The sequence below is a fragment of the Pseudomonas sp. PDM13 genome (assembly GCF_025685765.1).
Classification (GTDB): Bacteria; Pseudomonadota; Gammaproteobacteria; order Pseudomonadales; family Pseudomonadaceae; genus Metapseudomonas; species Metapseudomonas solani.
In genome coordinates, this window is sequence record NZ_JAOTQU010000008.1 from 1 (window position 1) to 23,860 (window position 23,860).

The window sequence follows — 23,860 nt, forward strand, 5'->3', positions numbered from 1 at the left end:
TGCTGCACGAGATGATCAAGCGCGATGCGAAGAAGGGCCTGGCGACCCTGTGCATCGGCGGCGGGCAGGGCGTGGCCCTGGCCATCGAGCGTTAAGCCACCCGCGACGCCATCGAGACCCTGCGCGAGGCCCACACCGGCCTCGCCGCACTCGGCGCCAAGCCGTTCCCGCTTTGTTAAACTGCGCGCCCTTTCCTCCGAGACGCCGCGCATGCCTTCCGATCTCCCCCTGGCGCTGCGCGCCGCACTCGACGCCCGCCAGCCCCTGCTCGCCGACCTGCATGCGCAAGGCACCGACTGCTACCGCCTGTTCCACGGCAGCCAGGAAGGCGCCTCCGGCCTGACCATCGACCGCTACGGCCCGCAACTGCTGGTGCAGAGCTTCCACCAGACGCTGCAGCGTGACGAACTGCTGCAGGCCACCACCCAGGTGCAGGAACGCCTCGGCGAGCCACTGCTGCTGGTCTACAACGACCGCTCCCAGGGCAACTCGCGCATCGACCGGCGTGACCCCGTGTATCAGGCCGAACCGGAGGCGCTGGTCGACATGGTCGGCCACGAATGGGGCCTGAACTACCGCGTACGCGGCCGCCACCCGGGCCAGGACCCGTTGCTGTTCCTCGATCTGCGCAACGCCCGTGGCTGGGTCAAGCGCCACAGTGCCGGCAAGTCGGTGCTCAACCTCTTCGCCTACACCTGTGGCGTCGGCCTGGCCGCGGCAGCGGGGGGCGCCAGCGAGGTGTGGAACCTGGACTTCGCCGAAGGCAACCTGGCCGTGGGCCGCGAGAATGCCGCGCTCAACCCGCAATTCGCGCCCATGCGTTTCGTGCAATCGGACTATTTCCCCGCCATCCGCCAGCTGGCCGGCCAGACCATCGCCCGGCGCCACGGGCAGAAACTGCCCAGCTACCCACGCCTGGAACAGCGCCAGTTCGACCTGGTGTTCCTCGACCCGCCGGCCTGGGCCAAGAGCGCCTTCGGCACCGTGGACCTGTTGCGTGACTACCAGAGCCTGCTCAAGCCGGCGATCCAGGCCACCGCCGAGAACGGCACGCTGATCTGCTGCAACAACCTGGCGAAGGTGGATATCGAGGACTGGCGCGAACAGGTGCTGCGCTGCGCCAGCAAGCTCGGCCGCCCCGTGCGGGAATGGGAGCAGTTGCTGCCGGCAAGCGACTTCCCCTCCCTCGACGGACGCCCACCGCTGAAGACCCTGGCGCTGCATTTCTGAAGCGAGAACCGCCCTACGAAACCATCAGCAACCGTCTGTCGGAACCTTGCGGCCGTGCCATACTCCAAGCCACCTCCGCCGGGATAGTCGACGCCTCACCATGCACAAAGGATTGAAACGCGCCGTCAGCGCCTTGCTGATCGTCATCGCTCTGTACAGCCTGCTCGGCTTCCTGATCATCCCCGGGGTCGCCCTGCGCGTGGTCAACCAGCAACTGGCCCAGTATGCGAAGGTCCCCGCCCGGCTCGAACGCATCCAGCTCAACCCCTTCAGCCTCGAACTGACCCTCTGGGGCCTGCACATCGGCGAAGCGGACAAGGAACAGATCGGCTTCCAGCGCCTGCACGCCGACCTGCAGCTGGACAGCCTGTGGACCGGTGCCCTGCACCTGGCCGAGGTGGAGCTGGAGAAATCCACCACCGAGGTGCTGTTCGCCAAGGACGGCACGCTCAACCTGGCCCAGCTGTTCCAGCTGCCACCCAGCGAGCCCAAGGCCGAAGAGCCGGCCAGCGACCCCTTCCCCGTGCGCATCGACAGCGTCCGCCTGGTGGAAGGCGGCCTGCACTTCCAGGACCTGCGTCCGAGCGATGCCATCGAGTTCGTCTATGACTCCCTGAACCTCGAACTGAAGAACCTCAGCACCATTCGCGACGACAATACCGACATGGTGCTGGTCGCCACCGGCCCCCACGGCGGCCGCATCGACTGGCAGGGCAGCCTGAGCCTGGTGCCCTTCGTCTCCAAGGGCGAGCTCAAGGTCACCGAAGGCAATATGAAGGCCTTCTGGCCCTATGTGCGTGACGCCGTGCCCCTGGTATTGGAGAAAGGCACCATCAGCCTCGCCACCCAGTACCACCTGAGCCTGGCCAAGGGCACCGAACTGAAACTGGAACAGACCTCGATCAAGGTGGCGCCCTTCGCCATCAAGGCCCCGGACGGGCGCCCGCTGGTGAACCTGGAGAACCTGGAAGTCAGCGAAAGCTCGCTTGACCTGGCCAAGCAGCAGGTGGTGGTCGGCAAGATCCGCAGCCAGAACCTGGAAACCTGGGCCGCCCGCGAAGCCGATGGCCAGCTGGATTGGCAGAAACTCTTCGCCAGCGAAGCCAAGGCCCCCGCCAAGGACGCCAAGGCCGAGCCGGCGAAGCAGGAAGAGAAGGCCCCCGAACAGGCCCCTGCTGCCCAGCAGGCAGACGCCAAGGCGAAACAGGACGAACCCGGCAAACCCTGGCAGGTGCTGCTGCGCGATACCCAGCTGCGTGGCTACAAGGTGCACCTGGCCGATCGCGTGCCGAAGAGCCCCGTGCAGATCGACGTCGGCCCGCTCAACCTCGACCTCAAGGACTTCGACAGCCTCGGCGAATCGCCCTTCCAGCTCGCCGTCGACACCGGCCTCGGCAAGCAGGGCAAGCTCAAGGCCGAAGGCCAGCTACAGCTGAAGCCGACCACCGCCAAGCTGCAGGTGGAAACCCGCGATATCGACCTGCGCGTGGCCCAGGCCTACATGGAGCCCTTCGTGCGCCTGGAGCTGCGCAGCGGCATGCTCGACAGCAACCTCGACGTCGCCCTCACCGGCACCGAACCGCTGGCCCTGACCATCACCGGCCGTGCCCTGGTCAACCAGCTGCACACCCTGGATACGCTCAAGGAGCGGGACTTCGTCAAATGGCAGCAGTTGCTGGTGGAGGGCCTGGCCTATCGCCACGGCGATAGCCTCTCCATCGACAAGGTCGGCATCACCCAGCCCTATGCGCGCTTCATCATCAACGAGGACCTGACCACCAACGCCAGCGACCTGGTGATCAAGCAGCCCGTCGATCCGAACGCCAAGCCCGAGCCCGCCGGCAAACCGCTGGATATCCATGTCGGCGCAGTGAGCATCAGCAACGGCTCGGCCAACTTCGCCGACTTCAGCCTCACCCCCAACTTCGCCACCGCCATCCAGCAGCTCAATGGCGAGATCGGCACCCTCGACACGCGCACCCGCACACCGGCCACGGTCAACATCAACGGCAAGGTCGACCGCTATGCGCCGGTCACCATCAAGGGCAGCCTGACCCCCTTCGACCCGCTGGAATCCCTGGACATCGCCACCAGCTTCAAGCGCGTCGAGCTGACCACCCTGACGCCCTACTCCGGCAAGTTCGCCGGTTACCGCATCCGCAAGGGTCGCCTCAACCTCGACCTGCACTACCAGATCGAGAAGGGCCAGCTGAAGGCCCAGAACCGCCTGGTGCTGGAACAGCTGCAACTGGGTGAGCAGGTCGAGAGCCCCGATGCGGTGGACCTGCCCATCAAGCTGGCGGTGGCGCTGCTCAAGGACACCGAAGGCAAGATCGATATCGAGCTGCCGGTGGCCGGCAACCTCAAGGACCCGCAGTTCAGTGTCGCCCCCATCGTCTGGCAGACCCTGCGCAACCTGTTGCTGCGTGCGGCCCAGGCGCCCTTCAAGTTCGTCGCCGGGCTGGTTTCCGGCGGTGGCGACCAGGACCTCAGCAACGTGCCCTTCGCCGCCGGCAGCAGCGAGCTGTCCGCCGACGCGCAACGCACCCTGGACACTCTCTCGGCCGCCCTCAAGGAGCGCCCGGCACTGCGCCTGGAAGTGGAAGGCATGAGCGCCAAGTCCAGCGACGGGCCGCTGCTGGCCGCCCAGCGCCTGGAGCGCGAGTACCAGAGCACCTACTACAAGATCGCCCAGCGCCGCGGCGATAAGGTCCCCGCCGAGCCGGCCCAGCTGGAAGTGCCGGAAGACGAGAAGCCGCCAATGCTGGAAGGCATCTACCGCACCCGCCTCAAGCAGCAGCCGCCTGCCGAATGGAAGGACCTCAGCGACGAGGAACGCACGGCGAAGATGCGCGAAGCGGTGATCGGCTCCTGGGCGCAGAGCGAGCTGCTGTTGCGCCAGCTGGCCCAGGCTCGCGCCGCCAACATCAAGGATTACCTGGTGGACCGCGGCGGTCTGCAGGACGAGCGCGTCTATATGCTCGATGTCAGCCTTGGTGAAGCAGACGCGGACGGCAAGGTCGACACGCCCCTGCAACTGGGCAGCGAATAGCTGCCCGCCCCCCTGGAATTCCCCCTCTTTCACCTGTCCAAGCGGCTGTGTTGCACGAGTTTTCGTGCGGCACCCGGCCCTGCTGACAGCCGCGCCTCGGCGGCGTAGGCTGAAATCCCAACCTGAATGACGGAAGCATTCGTGAAGATCGTTCCCCTGCTTGTCTTGCCTATGCTCCTGGCTGCCTTCGCCGCCCAGGCATCCTCCACGCTGCGTTGCGAAGGGGGTGGCCTGATCAGCCAGGGAGATAGCACCTCGCAGGTGCAGCGCAAGTGTGGTGAGCCGGCCAGCCGCGCCAGCCTGGGCTATCGCGAGAAGGTCGACCGCTATGGCTATACCAGCGAAGTATTGGTCGAGGAGTGGGTCTACGGGCCGCGCAACGGCATGTACCAGTACCTGCGCTTCGAAGGCAATCAGCTCATCAGGATCGACAGCAAGCGTGGCGACTGACAGCCACGAACCGGCAGTGCTAGGCTCTGCCACCCATTTTTCCCGGACAGGGCGCCCACCCATGAAAAGACTGCTGCTTTCCCTGCTCGCACTGCCGACCCTGCTGCTGGCCCATGAAGCCTCCGCCGCCACCTTCCGCTGTGGCAGTGCGCTGGTCAGCGAGGGCGACCGCGCCGTCGAGGTGCAGCGCAAATGCGGCGACCCGGTCAGCCGCAACCTCATCGGCTACTCCGAAACCCGCAGTGGCCGCCAGGAGATGCAGATGGAAGAATGGGTCTATGGCCCGGTCAACGGCATGTACTACTACCTGGACTTCACTGGTGGCCGCCTGACGTCGGTGGAAAGCAAACGCAACTGACCCACCCTGAATCCGATCCGCGACAAGGACGTCCTGCTTGATCATTCTCCCCGCCGAACACCCGCTGGATTGGAAACGTCCACCTGTCATCACCCTGTTGCTGGTGATCCTCAACACGCTGATCTACCTCGCCTACCAGGGCGGTGACGAAGCGCGCACGGACGCTGCCGTGCATCTCTACCTCGACGGCGGCCTGCTCAATCGCGAGCGGGCACTGTTCATCGACAGCCTGGCCCAGCGCCATGAGCTGGACGCCGACGAACGCCGTAGCATCGATGCCGCGCGCCGCCAGGACCTGGCTGGCTACGTGCTGCGTGACCTCGAATTCGAAGACCAGCTGCACCGCTCCCCCGCCTACCAGGCCGACCCGGCCTGGCAGAAGGCGCGCGCCCCGGCCGAGGCCGCCCGCGACCAGATCAGCAGCTACCGCTTCGGCTTCGTGCCCAAGCGCTTTACCGTCGAAGGCCTGTTCGGGGCGATGTTCCTCCACGGCAGCTTCGATCACCTGCTGGGCAACATGATCTTCCTGTTCATCTGCGGCTTCGCCCTGGAGCGTGCGCTCGGGCGCGGCGCCTACCTGGCGCTGTACATCGCCAGCGGCTTGGCATCCCACCTGCTGTGGTGGGCGCTGGACCCGGGCTGGGTACCCGGCATCGGCGCCTCGGGCGCAGTGGCGGGGCTGATGGGCATGTACATCGGCGTCTACGGGCTGCGGCGGATCAACTTCTTCTACTGGCTCGGCCCGATGATCGGCTACTTCAAGGCGCCGGCGCTGTGGATCCTGCCGATCTGGATGGGCAAGGAGCTCTACGGTCTGTTTCTGGCCAACGACCACGTCAACTACTACGCCCACCTCGGCGGCCTGGGCTTCGGCTTCATCGGCACCTGGCTGCCACGTCGCCTGGGCGGGCTGAAGGTGGATGAGCAGTACCTGGCCAAGGAAGACCCGGACGCGCCTTTCAAACGCGAACTGGCGGCACTGGACCAGCTCATCGGCCGCTTCGCCCTGGACCAGGTCCCTGCCCGTGGGCTGGACCTGCTCACCCGTTACCCCGGGCGGCTGGAACTGCTGGAACGTCTCTACCCGGTTGCCAGGACGCGCAATGACGCGCCGCTGATGAGCGCGGTGCTCAAGCAGCTCTTCGCCCTGCCCGACCCAAAGCTCGCCCGCACCCTGCTGTGCCGCCTGGCCGATGACGCCGGCGATGCGCAGTACCGCCTGCTGCAGCACCCGGCCATCCAGCTGCACCTGCTGCAGGGCCTGCTGAAGATCGGCGAAGGGCCGAGGGCGCTGGCGCCATGGCGCGTGCTTGGCCGTGCGGCCACGCCGCCGGCACAGCTGCCCGGCCTGACCCTGATGCTCGCCAAGCAACTGGGCCAACGCCAGGACCTGCGCGGCGTCGCCGAACTGGGCGCTTACCTGCGCAAGGCGTTTCCCGACGCCGAACAGACCCACCAACTGGGGCTGTACCAGCAGCATCTGGCACGCTGACCTGCGCGGGCTCCGGCCCGGCAACCTGCACGACACCCACCCTGCAGAACACCCACAACAAAAAGCCCCGGGTGGCGGCCCGGGGCTTTTCGTGAATCCTGTGGATCAGAGCTTGCTGCTGAAATCGCGCAGCTCGTCCTGGGCCTTTTCCTTGGTCCAGCCATAGCGCTCCTGCAACTTGCCGACCAGGTATTCGCTGTGACCCTCGGCCACGTCGATATCGTCGTCGGTCAGATTGCCCCAGCGCTCCTTGAGTCGGCCGCTGAGCTGTTTCCATTTGCCTTTGATGATGTCGGAATTCATGGCGTTCTCCTTAGGTTGCACGCCGGGCCGCCCAGGCACGGGCGGCCGGCTGCGAGGGTTACTCGGCGGATTTCAGGCCGTCGGCCGATACCGCGGTAACACCCTTGATGGTCTTGGCGGTGGTCACTGCCAGGTCACGCTCGGCATCACTGGCGACGACACCGGAGAGCGAGACGACGCCCTTGTTGGTTTCGACCTTGATGTCCAGGGCGCTGAGATTCTTGTCGGCCAGGAAGCTGGATTTCACTTTGCTGGTGATCCAGGTATCGGAAACGGCCTCTTCAGCCTTGTTCACGGTTTCGCTGGCAGCCAGCATGGTCGGTTGCGCCGCGAAGGCGGTGCCGGCCAGGGGCAGGCTCAGAGCGGTGGCAGCTACAGCGGCAAGGGTCCACTTGTTGAAAGACTGTTTCATGAGTTGTTCTCCTGTGCTCTCAGATAATCTGCAGCGTTGTCCTGTCTGCAGTCACTGTAGATATCGCAAGGCCTGTGCCAAGCTTTGTAGGAAAATTAAACTCAATAAAATCAGTTACTTAAAATTAAATCGTGCCGCTTGCCTGCTTGCAGATTGCAATTTCCAGCCAAGCGGCACGTGCACTTTGCACGATCGAAGCCGTCAGGGCGTCGCAAGCCGTTCGAGGGTCGCTTCCAGGGCCCTAACATCTTCGAGCAGGGGGGAGGCCGGGTAACGCGCGCGGATATAACCCAGCAACTTGCGCGCAGGTTCGACCTGCCCCAGGCCCTCGGCGAAGCCGCGCGCGGCCAGCAGGTAGGCCCGTGGGATGAAGGGATAGTCGGGGAAGCGCTGGTGCAGGTTGCGCAGCAGGCTGAGGCCCTCACGCACCTTGTGACGATCGATCAGTGCCGCGGCGATGCGTTCGCAGACCTGGGCATCGTTCGGCAGGTAGTCCGCCTGCAATTGTCGGGCGTTAAGCAGCGCCGTGGCCCCCAGCGGAGCATTCAGGCGCGCGGCCAGGGGCAGGTAGTGCTCGAGATGGCGCAGGCAACGCGAGCGCTCATTGAGGCCAAACAGCAACTGGTGGAAACGCTCATTGAGCTTGAGGTCATCAGGGTCGCGCTGCAGGGCCTGGGTCAGGGTTTCCAGGGCCGTGCCGCTCTGGCCTTCCTTGATACGCACCTCGGCTTCGGCCAGGGCACGACGGCGGCGCCACTCGGCGGCGGGAAGGCCTTCCTGGGCGCCCTCCTCAGCGATGGCAAAGCCCAATGCGCCCTGATACTGGAAGACGGCATAGCCCATCATGGCGCACATCACCACGCCGAAATAACCGAACAGGAAGGCGGCGATGGGCAACAGCACCACGCGCGGCAGGCCGTGGGAGAGCAGGTAGGTGACGTAGTCCGGCGACTGCCACAGGGCGAAAAGGAAGATGCAGAGGATGAGGTAACGCCAGCCCATGGCCTTGATCACCTCGCCCAGCTGCTCAGGGCTCAGCGCCGCCCCCAGTTCCTTGTTCAGGGCCAGGCGGATGATGCTGGCAGGCATCAGCAGCAACAGGCCGATGTTCACCACCCAGAACAGCGCCTCACTGTGGAAGTCGGCGGCGAGCCAGAGCACGCCGAAGGCGACGAGGAACACCGCCAGTTGCTTGATGAACAGCGAGAAACCCTCGCCGACGAAGGCCGTGGCCAGCCCTGGGGCCTCGCGCCCGCCTTCGCTGGCGGCCTCGATGACGCTGTGGAAGTACTTGGTGGCGACGCTGAACAGGACGATCCAGAGGATCAGCGAGCGCGGCATGAACAGGCTGGCCAGAGCCAGCAGGCCGGCAAAGGTCAGGGGCCCTGTCTGCAGGCCAAAGAGGAAGAACTGGGGGATACGCTCCCAGAAGGGCTGCGCCGTATTGGCCGCGCCGAGGAAATGCAGCGGCGCCCGGCACAACGGGCAGGTGGGCGATTCGTTGGGCTCGTCGGCGTTGAGCGGAATGCAGCAGTCGCCGAAATGGCGCTCGCAGGGCGGGCAATGCCAGGTGGCGGGTTGGCTCTGGTGGTACTTGCAGTAGGTCTTGTCCATGACCCAGGTTCCTTGGGCTGATTCTGGCGGCGCGCCATTTTCCGGGAAAAAAAAGAGGGCCCGCAAGGGGCCCTCTCTCATTTGCCTTAGCCGGGGATCAAACGCCCGAAGCCTCAGCTGCGTCCACGTCTTTCATGGACAGCTTGATGCGGCCGCGGTTGTCCACGTCCAGCACCAGTACCTTCACTTCCTGGCCTTCCTGCAGGACGTCGGTGACCTTGTCGATGCGCTTGTCGCTGATTTGCGAGATGTGCACCAGGCCGTCTTTGCCCGGGAGGATGTTGACGAAGGCGCCGAAGTCGACGATGCGCTCGACCTTGCCCACGTAGACCTTGCCGATCTCGGCTTCCGCGGTGATGCCCAATACGCGCTGACGCGCAGCTTCGGCAGCTTCCTTGGTTTCGCCGAAGATCTTCACGCTGCCATCGTCTTCGATATCGATGGAAGCCTTGGTCTCTTCGCAGATAGAGCGGATGGTGGCGCCGCCCTTGCCGATGACGTCACGGATCTTGTCGGTGTCGATCTTCATCGCGATCATGGTCGGAGCGTTGGCCGACAGCTCGGTACGGGACTGACCGATGATCTGGTTCATCTGACCGAGGATGTTCAGGCGTGCTTCCAGTGCCTGCTCCAGGGCGATCTCCATGATCTCTTCGGTGATGCCGTTGATCTTGATGTCCATCTGCAGCGCGGTTACGCCTTTGGCGGTACCGGCTACCTTGAAGTCCATGTCACCCAGGTGGTCTTCGTCACCGAGGATGTCGGTCAGAACGGCGAACTTGTCACCTTCCTTGACCAGGCCCATGGCGATACCAGCAACCGGTGCCTTCATCGGCACGCCAGCGTCCATCAGAGCCAGGGAGGCGCCGCAGACGGAAGCCATGGAGCTGGAGCCGTTGGATTCGGTGATTTCCGACACTACACGGATGGTGTAGGGGAACTCGTCGCTCTTCGGCAGCATGGCGGAAACGCCACGACGGGCCAGGCGACCGTGACCGATCTCGCGACGGCCGGCGCTGCCCATACGGCCGCACTCGCCCACCGAGAAGGGCGGGAAGTTGTAGTGCAGCATGAAGCCGTCTTTGCGCTCGCCTTCCAGGGTGTCCAGCAGCTGAGCGTCACGGGCGGTACCGAGGGTGGCTACGACCAGAGCCTGGGTTTCGCCACGGGTGAACAGGGCGGAACCGTGGGTCTTGTCGAGCACGCCGACTTCGATCTTCAGCGGACGCACGGTGCGGGTGTCGCGGCCGTCGATACGCGGTTTGCCGTTGACGATGTTCTCGCGCACGGTGCGGTATTCCAGGAGGCCGAAGGCATCCTTGACTTCACCGGCCGGGAATTGACCGGCTTCTTCGCCAGCGAAGCGGGCGACGACCTGGTCACGCAGCTCGCCGAGGCGGTTGTAGCGGTCTTGCTTGATGGTGATGGTGTAGGCCTGGGAGATGGCCTCGCCGAACTCGGCCTTGATGGCGCCGAGCAGAGCGGTGTTCTCGACCGGAGCGGTCCAGTTCCAGGTCGGCTTGCCGGCTTCGGCAGCGAATTCCTTGACGGCGTTGATCACAGCCTGGAATTCCTGGTGGGCGAACAGCACGCCACCGAGCATCTGGTCTTCGGTCAGTTCCTGGGCTTCGGATTCAACCATCAGCACGGCGTCCTGGGTACCGGCAACGACCATGTCCAGGCTGGAAGCCTTGAGCTGCTCGTAGTTCGGGTTCAGCAGGTAGCCGGTGCTCTCGTGGTAGGCCACGCGAGCAGCGCCGATCGGGCCGGCGAAGGGAATGCCGGAGATGGCCAGGGCAGCGGAAGTACCGATCATCGCGGCGACGTCCGGATCGGTCTTCTTGTTGGTGGAGACCACGGTGCAGATGACCTGCACTTCGTTGAGGAAACCTTCCGGGAACAGCGGGCGGATCGGACGGTCGATCAGGCGCGAGGTCAGGGTCTCTTTCTCGGAAGGACGGCCTTCACGCTTAAAGAAACCACCGGGGATGCGGCCGGCTGCGTAGGTTTTTTCCTGGTAGTGGACGGACAGCGGGAAGAAGCCCTTGCCCGGGTCGGCTTGCTTGGCGCCGACCACGGTCACCAGTACGGTGACGTCTTGGTCCATGGTGACCAGAACGGCACCGGAAGCTTGACGGGCGATACGGCCAGTCTCGAGGGTTACGGTCGACTGACCGAACTGGAATTTCTTGATTACCGGGTTCACGGTGTCTTTACCTTCTGTAGTTGCCTTTGGGGGAAATCTGCGGAAGGCACGGGAATCGGCCCGTCGTCTTCCTCAAAAAGCCTGAAGCTGGAAGCCCGAGGCTGGAGCAAGAACGATGCCTTGCTGCCAACCCCCGACTTCCAGCTTCCAGCTTGAGTGCGTCTTAGCGACGCAGACCCAGACGACCGATCAGGGTGCTGTAACGAGTGGTGTCCTTACCCTTCAGGTAGTCCAGCAGCTTGCGGCGCTGGTTGACCATGCGGATCAGACCACGACGGGAGTGGTGGTCTTTGCCGTTGGCCTTGAAGTGATCCTGCAGCTTGTTGATGTTGGCGGTCAGCAGTGCAACTTGCACTTCCGGAGAACCGGTGTCGCCTTCAGCTTGCTTGTACTCGTTAACGATCTGGGCTTTCTCAGTAACGCTCAGTGCCATGATGGGCTTCCTCTGAGGTAATAGGCCGGGAACTTGTCCCGTGTTTTAAAAGGAGGAGTGACCGTGCCTATTAACAGCCACCCTCGAATCGGTCATTCCGACCGAATCAGTCGACGCGGCGCTACGCGCCCGTCATCGCTCACTTCACCGATACCGATGAAACGACCGTTGTGATCCTGCACCCGCAGCATGCCGAACTTCGGCGCTTCGGGAGCCCTTACCGGTTGGCCATGCAACCAGTAATAGGCACTGTGTTCGCTCAACTGGATCAGGGGCCAGTGTTCCAGGCCGCTGTCTTCCGGCAGCAGGAACTGGTCCAGCGCCTCGTTGCCACCTTCGGCATGGGCCTTTTCCAGTGCTTCCAGGGTGATCGCCTGGGCCAGGACGAAGGGGCCTGCCTGAGTGCGGCGCAGTTCCGCCACATGGCCACCGCAACCCAGCACCTGCCCGAGGTCTTCGACCAGCGTGCGAATGTAGGTGCCTTTGCTGCAGGCCACGGCGAGCCTCGCCTGGGCGGACTCGAAGGCCAGCAATTCCAGGCGCGCAATAGTAACAGAACGCGCTTCGCGCTCCACTACCTCGCCCGCACGCGCCAGCTTGTACAGCGGCTGCCCGTCTTTCTTCAGGGCCGAGTACATGGGCGGTATCTGCTTGATTTCGCCACGGAAGTCGTCGAGACGCGCTTCGATATCGGCACGACCGACGGTCACCTCACGGCGCTCGAGAATCTCGCCCTCGGCATCGCCCGTGGTGGTGGTGACGCCCAGCTGCGCCAGGGTCTCGTAGCCCTTGTCGGCATCCAGCAGGTACTGGGAGAACTTGGTCGCCTCGCCGAAGCACAGCGGCAGCACGCCGGTGGCCAGGGGATCGAGGCTGCCGGTATGGCCGGCCTTCTCGGCATTGAGCAGCCAGCGCACCTTCTGCAGGGCCTGGTTGGAGCTCATGCCGCGAGGCTTGTCGAGGATCAGAATGCCGCTGACGTTGCGGCGGATGCGTTTCACCTGGGCCACGGTTATTCCTCGCCGTCGTCCTGGTGCTTGCGATCCTCGGCCACGGCGCGCTCGATCAGCGCCGACAGCTCGACACCACGACGGATGCTGGCGTCGTAGTTGAAGTGCAACTGCGGCACGGTACGCAGCTTCATCGCGCGACCCAGCTGCATGCGCAGGAACCCGGCGGCATCGTTGAGGATGGCGGTGTTCTGCTTGATGGCCTCGGGGTTGTCGTCCTGCCCCATCACGGTGATGAACACCTTGGCGTGGGACAGGTCACGGGCCACGTCGCAGCCGGTGATGGTCACCAGGCCAAGACGCGGGTCTTTGATTTCACGTTGGATCAGCGAGGCCAGCTCACGCTGCATCTGATCCCCGATACGTTGGGTACGGCTGTATTCTTTTGCCATTTCCTGCTACCTGCACTCTCCCCCGGGGCCAGAAACCACAGGGTTCAAAAGCGGCAAACGCCCGGCCGAGCGGAAGCTGGACCGGGCGTTGCGTATTGCAGCTCGCGCTTAGAGGCTGCGAGCCACTTGGACCTTCTCGAACACTTCGATCTTGTCGCCGACCTTGACGTCGTTGTAGCTCTTCACGCCGATACCGCACTCCATGCCGGCACGCACCTCGGACACGTCGTCCTTGAAGCGGCGCAGGGATTCCAGTTCGCCTTCGAAGATCACCACGTCGTCACGCAGTACGCGGATCGGACGGTTACGGTGGACCATGCCCTCGGTAACCATGCAGCCTGCGACCGCGCCGAACTTCGGCGAGCGGAACACGTCGCGCACTTCGGCGATACCCAGGATGTTCTCCCGGACGTCGCTGCCGAGCATGCCGGACAGTGCTTTCTTAACGTCTTCGATGATGTCGTAGATGATGTTGTAGTAGCGCAGGTCCAGACCTTCCTGCTCGACGATCTTCCGGGCGCCCGCATCGGCACGCACGTTGAAGCCGAACAATACGGCGTTGGAGGCCAGCGCCAGGTTGGCGTCGCTCTCGGTGATACCACCGACGCCGCCACCGACCACACGCACCTGGACTTCGTCGTTGCCGAGATCCGCCAGCGCGCCCTGCAGGGCCTCCAGCGAACCACGAACGTCGGACTTGAGGACGATGTTGAGCGTCTTCTTCTCGTCCTGGCCCATGTTCTCGAAGATGTTTTCCAGCTTGCCGGCATGCGCGCGGGCCAGCTTGACCTCGCGGAACTTGCCTTGACGGAACAGGGCCACTTCACGGGCCTTCTTCTCGTCGCCGATCACGGTCAGCTCGTCACCCGCATCCGGGGTGCCGTCCAGGCCGAGGATCTCGACCGGGATCGAGGGGCCGGCTTCCTTGATGGGCTTGCCGTTCTCGTCGAGCATGGCACGGACGCGACCGAAGTTGACGCCGCAGAGAACCATGTCGCCCTGGCGCAGGGTACCGTCCTGAACCAGAACGGTAGCCACCGGGCCACGGCCCTTGTCCAGGCGGGACTCGACCACGACACCACGGCCAGGGGCCGACGGAGTGGCTTTGAGTTCCAGGACTTCAGCCTGCAGCAGCACGGCTTCCAGCAGCTCGTCTACACCGGTACCGACTTTCGCCGAGACGGGTACGAACTGGGTGTCGCCGCCCCACTCTTCCGGGATCACGTCGCGACCGGCGAGGTCGTTCTTGATGCGGTCGAGGTCAGCTTCGGGCTTGTCGATCTTGTTCACCGCGACCACGATCGGCACGCCAGCCGCTTTCGCGTGCTGTACGGCTTCTTCGGTCTGCGGCATCACGCCGTCGTCCGCTGCCACCACGAGGATGACGATGTCGGTCGCCTTGGCACCACGAGCACGCATTGCGGTGAACGCAGCGTGGCCGGGGGTGTCGAGGAAGGTGACCATGCCGCGGTCGGTTTCGACGTGGTAGGCGCCGATGTGCTGAGTGATGCCGCCGGCTTCGCCAGCAGCCACCTTGGCACGACGGATGTAGTCGAGCAGCGAGGTTTTACCGTGGTCGACGTGGCCCATTACGGTCACGACCGGCGCACGGTGAATGGCCTCACCTTCGAACTTCAGGGATTCGGCCAGTTGTTCTTCCAGCGCGTTCTCGCTGACGAGCTTGACCTTGTGGCCGAACTCTTCCGCGATCAGCTGGCCAGTTTCCTGGTCCAGCACCTGGTTGATGGTCACCGGGGTGCCCATCTTGAACATGAACTTGACGATCTCTGCGCCCTTGACGGCCATCTGAGCGGCCAGTTCGGCCACAGTGATGGTCTCGCCGATATTCACATCACGCACAATCGGTCCTGTCGGGCTCTGGAACCCGTGCTGGTTGCGCTTCTTGAGCTTGGATTTGCCACGACCACCACGACGGTAGCCATCGCTTTCCTCGTCGGTGCTGCGAGGTGCCACGCGCGGGGCGGGAACCTTTTCCTTCTCTTTGACCGAAGGGCGGTGCTGCGTGTGCTTGCGATCGCGGCGCTCGTCTTCGTCGCGGGCCTTTTCAGGGCGACGCGGCTCTTCCTTCTTGCGATCGTCGGCGCCAGCAGGAGCGGCGGCGGCGTTCGCAGTGGCAGCCGGTGCGGCAGCTTCGCCGACAGCAGCGGCAGCAGGCGCGCCAGCTTCGCCACCACGAGCGGCTTCGAGAGCACGGGCATCGGCTTGGCGACGGGCCTCCTCCTCGGAGCGGCGCTTGGCCTCTTCCTCGGTCTTCAGGCGTGCAGCTTCTTCGGCAGCGCGCTGCTCTTCGAGCTCGCGCTTCTTCTCGGCCTCGATCTCGTCGGGGCTGCGCTTCACGTAAGTCTTCTTCTTACGTACTTCAACACTGATGGTCTTGCTACCGGCAACTCTCAGCGTAGTGGTGGTCTTGCGCTGCAAGGTGATCTTGCGGGGCTCTTCCAGCCGCTCGCCGTGACTGCCCTTGAGATGCGCCAGCAGCGCTTGTTTCTCATTGTCAGTCACAACTTGTTCGGCGCTGGTGTGCGGCAACCCTGCCTCACGCATCTGCAACAGCAGGCGTTCCACCGGTGTGTCGACCACTTGGGCCAGTTCTTTCACCGTGACTTGCGTCATGCACTTCTCTCCTCAGGCCGCGACTGCTTACTCGAACCAATGGGCTCGGGCGGCCATGATCAGCTTGCCGGCACGCTCTTCGTCCATGCCGTCGATGTCGAGCAGGTCGTCGATAGACTGCTCGGCCAGGTCTTCGCGGTTGACTACGCCACGTACTGCCAGCTCAACAGCCAGCTCTTTGTCCATGCCTTCGAGAGCAAGCAGGTCGTCCGCCGGCTGAGCGTCAGCCAGTTTTTCTTCAGTGGCGATAGCCTTGGTCAACAGGCGATCCTTGGCGCGGGCACGCAGCTCGTTGACGATGTCTTCGTCGAAGCCGTCGATGCTCAGCATCTCTTCCATCGGTACGTAGGCGATCTCTTCGAGGCTGGTGAAGCCTTCCTCGACCAGTACCTGGGCCAGCTCTTCATCGACTTCCAGCTCGTCGACGAAGGCCTGCATGATGTCGCCGGTCTCAGCCTGCTGCTTGGCCTGGATGTCGGCCTCGGTCATCACGTTCAGGGTCCAGCCGGTCAGCTGGCTCGCCAGGCGCACGTTCTGACCGCCACGGCCGATGGCCTGGGCCAGGTTGTCTTCGCCTACGGCGATGTCCATGGCATGGGCATCTTCGTCGACGATGATCGCGGCCACTTCGGCCGGAGCCATGGCGTTGATCACGAACTGAGCGGGGTTGTCATCCCACAGGACGATGTCGACACGCTCGCCACCCAGTTCGCCGGAGACGGCCTGGACGCGCGAACCGCGCATGCCGATGCAGGCGCCTTGCGGGTCGATACGTTTGTCCTTGGAGCGAACGGCGATCTTGGCGCGGGAACCCGGGTCACGGGACGCGGCCATCACTTCGATCAGCTCTTCGGCGATTTCCGGCACTTCGATGCGGAACAGCTCGATCAGCATCTGCGGCGCAGTGCGCGACAGGATCAGCTGAGGGCCACGATTCTCGGTGCGGATCTCTTTCAGCAGCGCGCGAACACGAGCGCCTACGCGGAAGGTCTCACGGGAGATGATGTCTTCGCGGGCCAGCAACGCCTCGGCGTTGTTACCCAGGTCGACGATCACGTTGTCGCGGGTGACCTTCTTCACGGTGCCGGAAATGATGTCGCCCAGCTTCTCGCGATAGGCTTCGACCACTTGGGCACGCTCGGCTTCGCGAACCTTCTGCACGATCACCTGCTTGGCGGTCTGTGCAGCGATACGGCCGAACTCGATGGATTCGATCTTTTCTTCGACGAAATCACCGACCTTGGCACCAGGTTGTTTTTCCTGGGCTTCTTCGACGGTCAGTTCGGCCGCAGGGTTTACCTGATCGTCTTCTTCGACGACCGCCCAGCGACGGTAGGTGTCATAGCTACCGGTGTGGCGATTGATCTCCACACGCAGCTCGACCTCTTCTTCGAAGCGTTTCTTGGTAGCAGTGGCCAGTGCCAGCTCCAGTGCCTCGAAGATCACGCCAGCCGGTACGCCTTTTTCGTTGGATACCGACTCAACAACCAGCAGTACTTCTTTGCTCATCGTACGCCTCGCCTTTCGCAATCCATTGGATCCGCGGGATCCGCGTCTCAGTCAAAACGGGGAATGATGTTGGCCTTGTCGATCAGATCGATCGGCAGCAGGTACTCGTGATCCTCAACAAGAACCACCACATCCTGTTCCTCCACCCCGCGGAGGAGCCCCTGGAAATTGCGTCGCCCATCGTAGGGAGAGCGCAACTTGATCTTCACCAGTTCGCCAGCGTGCGCCGCGAACTGCTCAAGAGTGAACAGTGGTCGATCCATGCCGGGCGAAGACACCTCGAGGGTGTACTCACTGGCGATGGGATCTTCCACGTCGAGAACACCACTGACCTGACGACTGACTTTCTCGCAGTCGTCGACCTGGATGCCGTTCTCATGATCGATATATACCCGCAGCAGCGAATGCCGCCCTTGGGACAGGAACTCGACACCCCAGCATTGATAGCCAAGGGCCTCGACTACCGGGGCCAGCAAGGCCTGCAACTGTTCTAGCTTGCTCGACACCTGATTGCCCTCGCATGCTGTGCAAATAAAAAATGGGCGAAACGCCCATCCATTCGAACCAGTCGGCCAGAAGCCGTTGGTTAACTGTCCAGCTAGCAAAAAGCCCCTAAAAAGGGGCTCCGCTACTACTGGTTGCGGGGGTTGGATTTGAACCAACGACCTTCGGGTTATGAGCCCGACGAGCTACCAAGCTGCTCCACCCCGCGTCAAAGCTGGGGCGGAAGTATACGGCCTACGCGCCTTAACGGTCAACCGAACACTCCGCCAGCAAAAAAGCCCGCATGCAGCGGGCTTTCTTGCATTGTATGGTACCGAGGAGGGGACTCGAACCCCTACAGCCTATGGCCACTACCACCTCAAGGTAGCGTGTCTACCAATTCCACCACCTCGGCAAAACTTGCCTTTTTACTTCTGCTCTGGAGCCTGAGGTACATCACCTGCGCTTTCAGCAGGCTTTTGCTCTTCGAGCACCGGCACATCGTCAGCTGCCGGCTTTTGCTGCTGAACCTCGAGAACGGCCGGATCCGGCAGACCTACGTGACTCAGAGCTTCAGCCTTTTCTTTAGCGAAGAATGCTAAGCCCAGGCTGGTTATGAAAAAAACCGCGGCGAGTATACCAGTAACTCGACTCAGAAAGGTAGCAGAACCTTGACTACCGAAAACGGTACCCGAAGCTCCAGCACCGAACGAGGCACCAGCATCCGCACCCTTACCTTGCTGCAGCAGCACCAGAGCAACGACACCAAGGGCGCCGAGCAGGTGAACCACGATAACGACAGTTTCCAGCATCTCGTCAGCTTCCTGCGGCGCGACAGATCGCACCGAACTCATCCGCATTCAGGGAGGCGCCACCAACAAGCCCCCCGTCGATATCCGGCATGCCGAACAACTCGGCCGCACTGGCCGCCTTGACGCTGCCGCCATAAAGAATCCTTACACCGCGCGCCACCTCGGCATTTTCCGCCGCCAGTTGCGCCCGTATTGCAGCATGCACTTCTTGCGCTTGCTGCGGAGTTGCCGTGAGCCCTGTACCGATAGCCCAGACCGGCTCGTATGCGATCACCGCTTTCGCGAATGCTCCCACACCAAGCTCTTCGATCACGCTACCGAGCTGACGCCCGACAACCTCAAGAGTCTTGCCCGCTTCACGCTGCTCTTGGGTCTCACCGACGCATAGCACCGGAACAAGACCACAAGACTGAGCCGCAGCGAACTTGCGACTAACCACTTCGTCACGCTCACCAAGAATCAGGCGGCGCTCGGAGTGACCAACGAGAACCAGGGTGCAACCAGCATCAGCCAGCTGACTCGCAGCAACCTCACCTGTCAGCGCACCCTGAACGGGTTCGACTGCACAATTCTGCGCACCGACGGCAATCGACTTGCCATCCAGGCCTTGCATCACCTGATTGATGTACAGACAGGGCGGGAATACCGCGACTTCGACACCAGCATTCAATGCCAATTGACGAAGCCCTTTGATCAGCTCTGCGACGCTGGCGCGGGTACCGTGCATTTTCCAGTTACCAGCTACCAGGGGGCGACGCATGCTTTACCTCGTCGATCAAAGTGGGCGCAGATGTTACCCAAGGTTTTTTGAAGTAGCAAGAGAAATCAAGCACATACCTCGGTTACGACTTTAACCAGCTCTTCCGCGTAGCCACGGACCTCTTTTTCATCATCACCCTCGACCATCACGCGGACCAGCGGCTCGGTACCAGACTTGCGCAGCAGCACCCGCCCACGCCCCGCCATCTTCTCGGTGACACGAGCGCAGGCATCCTTCACCGCCGGGTGCTCGACCGGATCGATATCACCACCAGCGAAGCGCACGTTCAGCAGCACCTGCGGGCATTTGCGCATCCCCTGACGAGCCTCCGCCAGCGACTGACCACGACGCTGAAGCGCCAGCAGCACCTGAAGCGCGGCAATCAGGGCGTCCCCTGTCGTGGTGAAATGACTGCAGAGGATATGCCCCGAATTCTCGCCGCCCAGGCTCCAACCGCGCTCCTGCATGTCCGCGATGACATAGCGATCGCCGACCTTGGCCCGCGTGAAGGGCACACCCAGCTCACCCAGGGCCAGCTCGAGCCCGAGGTTGCTCATCAGGGTTCCGACCACACCGCCACCCTGGAGCTTGCCTCGCTCATGCAGGTCACGAGCGATGATGAACAGCAGTTCGTCGCCATCCACAACAGCGCCGGTATGGTCGACCATCAGCACGCGGTCGCCATCGCCATCGAAGGCAATGCCGATATCGGCATGCTGGGCCACCACTTCGGCCTGCAGCGACTCCATGTGCGTCGAGCCACATTTGTCATTGATGTTCAGGCCGTTCGGCTGGGCAGCCAGTACCGAAACGTTGCCGCCGAGCTCGCGGAAGACGCTGGGGGCGACCTTGTAGGTAGCGCCGTGTGCGCAGTCCACAACGATCTTGAGGCCGGCCAGGTCGGTGCTCATGGGCACCGTACTCTTGCAGAACTCGATGTAGCGGCCGGCAGCATCGTTGATGCGCGAAACCTTGCCGAGATTGGCCGACTCGACCACCACCATGGGCTGGTCGAGCAGCTCTTCGATCATCAGCTCGACTTCGTCAGAGAGCTTCACACCCTGCCCGGAGAAGAACTTGATGCCGTTGTCGTTGTGAGGGTTGTGCGACGCACTGATAACGATCCCCGCCTCAGCCAGGAAGGTGCGGGTCAGGTAGGCGATAGCCGGAGTCGGCATCGGCCCCAGCAGCATGACGTCCGCACCGGCAGCCGAAAGACCGGCCTCCAGGGCCGATTCGAACATGTACCCGGAAATACGGGTGTCCTTGCCCACCAGGATGCGGCACTTGCCTTGCTTGCGGAATGCCATGCCCGCCGCCCAGCCAAGCTTGAGCATGAAATCAGGGGTGATGGGGAACTGACCAACATGGCCACGAATACCATCGGTGCCGAAATACTTTCTGCTCATGAATGCTCCGTGTTTCTTATTCCGCCGAATTTACCGCGGCGATCATACGTACGACATCGACAGTCTCGGCCACATCATGCACCCGCAGGATGCATGCACCCTTGGTCACCGCCAGGGCGGCCAAGGCCAGACTGCCGTAAAGCCGCTGGTCGACATCTCGACCCAGCGCCTGCCCAACCATGCTCTTGCGCGAAACGCCGACGAGCAGGGGGCGCCCGAGCCTCAGCAACTCTTCGAGGTGCCTGAACAGGCTCAGGTTGTGTTCAAAGGTTTTGGCGAAGCCGAAACCCGGGTCCAGCACGATGCGCTCAGCAGGGATACCCACCGCCGCACAGGCCGCTACGCGCGCAGCAAGGAACTCACCCACCTCGCCGGTCACGTCACGATACTGAGGGTTCTGCTGCATAGTGCCCGGCTCGCCCAACATGTGCATGAGGCAAATCGGCAGGCCGGTATCGGCCGCCGCATCCAGCGCTCCGTCGCGCTGCAGCGAACGCACATCATTGATCAGGCCAGCGCCAAGCCGCGCGCCCTCCCGCATGACTGCTGGCGTGGAGGTATCCAGGGAAACCACCACGTCCAGCTCGCGAGCAATCGCTTCCACCACGGGCGCGACACGCTCCAGCTCCTCGGACGGCGATACCGCCCGTGCGCCCGGCCGAGTCGACTCGCCACCCACATCGATGAGCGTAGCACCGGCCGCCACCATTTCGGCAGCGTGGCGTAGCGCCGCATCGCGCTGGCTGAAGCGCCCGCCGTCGGAGAAGGAGTCAGGGGTGACATTGAGGATGCCCATCACGTGCGGGCGGCTCAAATCAAGAACCCGGTTGCCGCAAGGCAACCGGGTCAGGTACTGCGTGGAGCTCATCTAGGAACCTTAGTGTTCGCCAGCAGGGCCGCCGATCGGGTTCTCCGGACGCGGCGCTTCCTCACGGGGAGCAGGCTTGCCGGAGGAGGCACCCGGGCCACCCTCCCAATCCTTGGGCTCACGAGCCGGACGACCTGCCATGATGTCGTCGATCTGCTCGGCATCGATGGTTTCGAACTTCATCAACGCCTCCGCCATCATGTCCAGCTTGTCGCGGTTCTCCACGAGAATCTGCTTCGCCGTGGCGTAGCAGTGGTCGATGATGCTGCGCACTTCCTGGTCGATCAGTTGCGCGGTCTGCGCCGACACACTGGAGTGCTGGCCACCCGCGCTACGGCCGAGGAAGACTTCACCTTCTTCTTCCGCATACATCAGCGGGCCGAGTTTCTCGGACAGGCCCCACTTGGTCACCATGTTCTTGGCGATCTGGGTGGCGCGCATGATGTCGTTGGAGGCCCCCGTGGTCACACCATCGAAGCCCAGGGTCATCTCCTCGGCGATACGACCACCGAACAGCGAGCAAACCTGGCTGATCAGCGCACGCTTGGAGAGACTGTAGCGATCCTCCTCCGGGAGGAACATGGTCACACCCAGGGCGCGGCCGCGCGGGATAATGGAAACCTTGTAGACCGGGTCATGCTCGGGAACCACGCGCCCGACGATGGCGTGGCCCGCCTCGTGATAAGCAGTGTTGAGCTTCTCTTTCTCGGACATGACCATGGATTTGCGCTCGGCGCCCATCATGATCTTGTCCTTGGCCAGCTCGAATTCCTTCATCTCGACGATGCGCTTGTTGACGCGCGCAGCGAAGAGCGAGGCCTCGTTGACCAGGTTGGCCAGGTCAGCGCCGGAGAAACCGGGAGTACCACGAGCGATTACACCAGCATCGACGTCATCGCCCATCGGCACTTTGCGCATGTGTACTTTGAGAATCTGCTCGCGGCCACGGATGTCCGGCAAGCCAACCACCACCTGACGGTCGAAGCGGCCCGGGCGCAGCAGTGCCGGGTCCAGTACGTCCGGGCGGTTGGTCGCGGCGATCACGATGATGCCGTCGTTCATCTCGAAGCCGTCCATCTCTACCAGCAGCTGGTTGAGGGTCTGCTCGCGCTCGTCATGACCGCCACCCAGGCCGGCACCACGATGACGACCGACTGCGTCGATCTCGTCGATGAAGATGATGCAGGGAGCATGCTTCTTGGCCTGATCGAACATGTCGCGGACACGGGACGCGCCCACGCCGACGAACATCTCGACGAAGTCGGAACCGGAGATGGTGAAGAACGGAACCTTGGCTTCACCCGCAATGGCCTTGGCCAACAGGGTCTTACCAGTACCGGGCGGGCCGACCATCAGCACGCCGCGGGGGATACGGCCACCCAGGCGCTGGAACTTGCCCGGGTCACGCAGGAACTCGACCAGCTCACCCACTTCTTCCTTGGCTTCGTCGCAGCCCGCGACGTCGGCCAGGGTGGTTTTCACCTGGTCTTCCGAGAGCAGGCGCGCCTTGCTCTTGCCGAAGCTCATGGGGCCGCCGCGGCCGCCTGAGCCGCCCTGCATCTGCCGCATGAAGAACATGAATACCGCGATGATCACCAGGATCGGGAAGCTGGCAACGAGCAACTGGGTCCAGATGCTCTGCTGCTCGGGCTGCTTGCCTTCGATGATCACGTTGTTGTCGATCAGGTCGCCGATCAGCCCGCCATCCTGGATAGCCGGACGAATGGTCTTGAAGGAGTCGCCGTCATTCCGCTTACCGGTAATGACGAAGCCGTCGACCGTCACACGCTCGACCTTGCCTTCCTTCACCTGACCGATGAAGTCGGAATAGTTCAGCGTCTGCGGTTCGCTCGGGCTGGAGAAGTTGTTCATCACCGTGACCAGCACGGCGGCGATGATCAGCCACAGGATGAGATTCTTTGCCATATCGTTCAATTAGCTACCCTCTGGAGCAGATCCCGTCCTGGGACGCGCCCCGCATGACGGCTGGTTATCAACCGGCCTAACTTACTATACAACCCCCACCCCTGGCAGGCGCCGTCTGTAACCCTTTATGAAGCCATGGCGCTCGTCACACACCCGAGCCCGTGCATTGAGACCGAAAAACAGGCCGACCGTTGCAGTCTATTCCCCGCAAAAGCCGCGCGCGAGCACCTATTGCTCACTGGGACGCCGACGCGGCAAAAGCTGCCTACGCGCCCACTCACCGCCAAACACCTCAACACCTATAGGTGGAGCCGAGACAGATACGCTTGAAGCGCAGCGCCACGACCCTGCACCCGATATTGGGGCCATAACGAAAATCACAAGGCCCGCCGGAGACTTTCCCTCCAACCCGGGGCTCCCGGGAAAGCCACACCTTCAGTGGAGACGTCCCAAACCAGCAAAATGCTCTTTCAGCCAACGCTGACTAGTCTTGGAGCGGGCCACAGG

At 63.0% G+C, this 23,860-nt stretch carries 21 protein-coding genes and 2 tRNA genes; 6 read left to right on the forward strand and 17 right to left on the reverse strand.

The window, feature by feature from the left end:
- From OEJ36_RS10455 to OEJ36_RS10480, 6 genes are all read left to right on the forward strand, one after another.
- On the forward strand, positions 1–95 hold a 95-nt coding region (locus OEJ36_RS10455), incomplete at its 5' end, for a hypothetical protein (RefSeq protein ID WP_263401601.1).
- 115 nt (positions 96–210) lie between these two features.
- Complete coding sequence (locus OEJ36_RS10460; RefSeq protein ID WP_263401475.1) at positions 211–1,230, forward strand: class I SAM-dependent rRNA methyltransferase; 1,020 nt, start codon at positions 211–213, stop codon at positions 1,228–1,230.
- A gap of 100 nt (positions 1,231–1,330) precedes the next feature.
- Positions 1,331–4,282 carry a DUF748 domain-containing protein gene (locus tag OEJ36_RS10465; protein WP_263401476.1) on the forward strand — a complete coding sequence of 984 codons (2,952 nt, stop codon included), beginning with the start codon at positions 1,331–1,333 and terminating at the stop codon, positions 4,280–4,282.
- Between the two features lie 141 nt (positions 4,283–4,423).
- Positions 4,424–4,732, forward strand: a complete 309-nt coding sequence (locus tag OEJ36_RS10470; protein WP_411860991.1) for a DUF2845 domain-containing protein — start codon at positions 4,424–4,426, stop codon at positions 4,730–4,732.
- Between the two features lie 61 nt (positions 4,733–4,793).
- Positions 4,794–5,090, forward strand: a complete 297-nt coding sequence (locus tag OEJ36_RS10475; protein ID WP_263401477.1) for a DUF2845 domain-containing protein — start codon at positions 4,794–4,796, stop codon at positions 5,088–5,090.
- 37 nt (positions 5,091–5,127) lie between these two features.
- Positions 5,128–6,582 (forward strand): rhomboid family intramembrane serine protease, encoded by a 1,455-nt coding sequence (locus OEJ36_RS10480; RefSeq protein WP_263401478.1) that lies wholly within the window; start codon positions 5,128–5,130, stop codon positions 6,580–6,582.
- A 105-nt stretch (positions 6,583–6,687) separates the two neighbouring features.
- Here OEJ36_RS10480 and OEJ36_RS10485 read toward each other — a convergent pair whose 3' ends face one another.
- From OEJ36_RS10485 to ftsH, 17 genes are all read right to left on the reverse strand, one after another.
- Positions 6,688–6,885 carry a CsbD family protein gene (locus OEJ36_RS10485; protein WP_021217892.1) on the reverse strand — a complete coding sequence of 66 codons (198 nt, stop codon included), beginning with the start codon at positions 6,883–6,885 and terminating at the stop codon, positions 6,688–6,690.
- Between the two features lie 58 nt (positions 6,886–6,943).
- Positions 6,944–7,297 carry a BON domain-containing protein gene (locus OEJ36_RS10490; protein ID WP_263401479.1) on the reverse strand — a complete coding sequence of 118 codons (354 nt, stop codon included), beginning with the start codon at positions 7,295–7,297 and terminating at the stop codon, positions 6,944–6,946.
- Positions 7,298–7,498: 201 nt separating this feature from the next.
- Positions 7,499–8,911 carry a hypothetical protein gene (locus OEJ36_RS10495; protein WP_263401480.1) on the reverse strand — a complete coding sequence of 471 codons (1,413 nt, stop codon included), beginning with the start codon at positions 8,909–8,911 and terminating at the stop codon, positions 7,499–7,501.
- A 97-nt stretch (positions 8,912–9,008) separates the two neighbouring features.
- Positions 9,009–11,117, reverse strand: coding sequence for a polyribonucleotide nucleotidyltransferase (gene pnp, locus OEJ36_RS10500; protein ID WP_021217895.1), 2,109 nt, complete (start codon positions 11,115–11,117; stop codon positions 9,009–9,011).
- A gap of 163 nt (positions 11,118–11,280) precedes the next feature.
- Complete coding sequence (rpsO, locus tag OEJ36_RS10505; protein WP_021217896.1) at positions 11,281–11,550, reverse strand: 30S ribosomal protein S15; 270 nt, start codon at positions 11,548–11,550, stop codon at positions 11,281–11,283.
- 92 nt (positions 11,551–11,642) lie between these two features.
- Positions 11,643–12,560 (reverse strand): tRNA pseudouridine(55) synthase TruB, encoded by a 918-nt coding sequence (truB, locus tag OEJ36_RS10510; RefSeq protein ID WP_263401481.1) that lies wholly within the window; start codon positions 12,558–12,560, stop codon positions 11,643–11,645.
- Positions 12,561–12,562: 2 nt separating this feature from the next.
- Positions 12,563–12,952: a 30S ribosome-binding factor RbfA gene (gene rbfA / locus OEJ36_RS10515; protein ID WP_263401482.1), complete on the reverse strand. Its 390-nt coding sequence runs from the start codon at positions 12,950–12,952 to the stop codon at positions 12,563–12,565.
- A gap of 108 nt (positions 12,953–13,060) precedes the next feature.
- Complete coding sequence (gene infB / locus OEJ36_RS10520; RefSeq protein WP_263401483.1) at positions 13,061–15,586, reverse strand: translation initiation factor IF-2; 2,526 nt, start codon at positions 15,584–15,586, stop codon at positions 13,061–13,063.
- 27 nt (positions 15,587–15,613) lie between these two features.
- The gene (nusA, locus tag OEJ36_RS10525) at positions 15,614–17,095 is read right to left on the reverse strand and encodes a transcription termination factor NusA (protein ID WP_021217900.1); all 1,482 of its coding nucleotides are present in this window, start codon (positions 17,093–17,095) and stop codon (positions 15,614–15,616) included.
- 47 nt (positions 17,096–17,142) lie between these two features.
- Positions 17,143–17,601, reverse strand: coding sequence for a ribosome maturation factor RimP (gene rimP / locus OEJ36_RS10530; RefSeq protein ID WP_021217901.1), 459 nt, complete (start codon positions 17,599–17,601; stop codon positions 17,143–17,145).
- A 129-nt stretch (positions 17,602–17,730) separates the two neighbouring features.
- Positions 17,731–17,807, reverse strand: a tRNA-Met gene (locus OEJ36_RS10535).
- A gap of 100 nt (positions 17,808–17,907) precedes the next feature.
- Positions 17,908–17,993, reverse strand: a tRNA-Leu gene (locus OEJ36_RS10540).
- A 13-nt stretch (positions 17,994–18,006) separates the two neighbouring features.
- Positions 18,007–18,390: a preprotein translocase subunit SecG gene (gene secG, locus OEJ36_RS10545; RefSeq protein WP_021222238.1), complete on the reverse strand. Its 384-nt coding sequence runs from the start codon at positions 18,388–18,390 to the stop codon at positions 18,007–18,009.
- 4 nt (positions 18,391–18,394) lie between these two features.
- Positions 18,395–19,150, reverse strand: a complete 756-nt coding sequence (gene tpiA, locus OEJ36_RS10550) for a triose-phosphate isomerase (protein WP_263401484.1) — start codon at positions 19,148–19,150, stop codon at positions 18,395–18,397.
- 65 nt (positions 19,151–19,215) lie between these two features.
- Positions 19,216–20,559 (reverse strand): phosphoglucosamine mutase, encoded by a 1,344-nt coding sequence (gene glmM / locus OEJ36_RS10555; RefSeq protein ID WP_263401485.1) that lies wholly within the window; start codon positions 20,557–20,559, stop codon positions 19,216–19,218.
- A 16-nt stretch (positions 20,560–20,575) separates the two neighbouring features.
- On the reverse strand, positions 20,576–21,427 hold the full coding sequence (folP, locus tag OEJ36_RS10560; protein ID WP_263401486.1) for a dihydropteroate synthase: 852 nt from the start codon (positions 21,425–21,427) through the stop codon (positions 20,576–20,578).
- Between the two features lie 9 nt (positions 21,428–21,436).
- Positions 21,437–23,353, reverse strand: a complete 1,917-nt coding sequence (gene ftsH, locus OEJ36_RS10565) for an ATP-dependent zinc metalloprotease FtsH (RefSeq protein WP_021222234.1) — start codon at positions 23,351–23,353, stop codon at positions 21,437–21,439.
- Between the last annotated feature and the right edge of the window lie 507 nt (positions 23,354–23,860).

Excerpts from the sequence above, each read along its gene's own strand:
- OEJ36_RS10460 (WP_263401475.1), top strand. The coding sequence starts at position 211 with ATGCCTTCCGATCTCCCCCTGGCGCTGCGCGCCGCACTCGACGCCCGC.
- OEJ36_RS10465 (WP_263401476.1), top strand. The coding sequence starts at position 1,331 with ATGCACAAAGGATTGAAACGCGCCGTCAGCGCCTTGCTGATCGTCATC.
- OEJ36_RS10475 (WP_263401477.1), top strand. The coding sequence starts at position 4,794 with ATGAAAAGACTGCTGCTTTCCCTGCTCGCACTGCCGACCCTGCTGCTG.
- OEJ36_RS10485 (WP_021217892.1), bottom strand. The coding sequence starts at position 6,885 with ATGAATTCCGACATCATCAAAGGCAAATGGAAACAGCTCAGCGGCCGA.
- OEJ36_RS10490 (WP_263401479.1), bottom strand. The coding sequence starts at position 7,297 with ATGAAACAGTCTTTCAACAAGTGGACCCTTGCCGCTGTAGCTGCCACC.
- OEJ36_RS10495 (WP_263401480.1), bottom strand. The coding sequence starts at position 8,911 with ATGGACAAGACCTACTGCAAGTACCACCAGAGCCAACCCGCCACCTGG.
- rpsO (WP_021217896.1), bottom strand. The coding sequence starts at position 11,550 with ATGGCACTGAGCGTTACTGAGAAAGCCCAGATCGTTAACGAGTACAAG.
- rbfA (WP_263401482.1), bottom strand. The coding sequence starts at position 12,952 with ATGGCAAAAGAATACAGCCGTACCCAACGTATCGGGGATCAGATGCAG.
- infB (WP_263401483.1), bottom strand. The coding sequence starts at position 15,586 with ATGACGCAAGTCACGGTGAAAGAACTGGCCCAAGTGGTCGACACACCG.
- nusA (WP_021217900.1), bottom strand. The coding sequence starts at position 17,095 with ATGAGCAAAGAAGTACTGCTGGTTGTTGAGTCGGTATCCAACGAAAAA.
- secG (WP_021222238.1), bottom strand. The coding sequence starts at position 18,390 with ATGCTGGAAACTGTCGTTATCGTGGTTCACCTGCTCGGCGCCCTTGGT.
- tpiA (WP_263401484.1), bottom strand. The coding sequence starts at position 19,150 with ATGCGTCGCCCCCTGGTAGCTGGTAACTGGAAAATGCACGGTACCCGC.
- glmM (WP_263401485.1), bottom strand. The coding sequence starts at position 20,559 with ATGAGCAGAAAGTATTTCGGCACCGATGGTATTCGTGGCCATGTTGGT.
- folP (WP_263401486.1), bottom strand. The coding sequence starts at position 21,427 with ATGAGCTCCACGCAGTACCTGACCCGGTTGCCTTGCGGCAACCGGGTT.
- ftsH (WP_021222234.1), bottom strand. The coding sequence starts at position 23,353 with ATGGCAAAGAATCTCATCCTGTGGCTGATCATCGCCGCCGTGCTGGTC.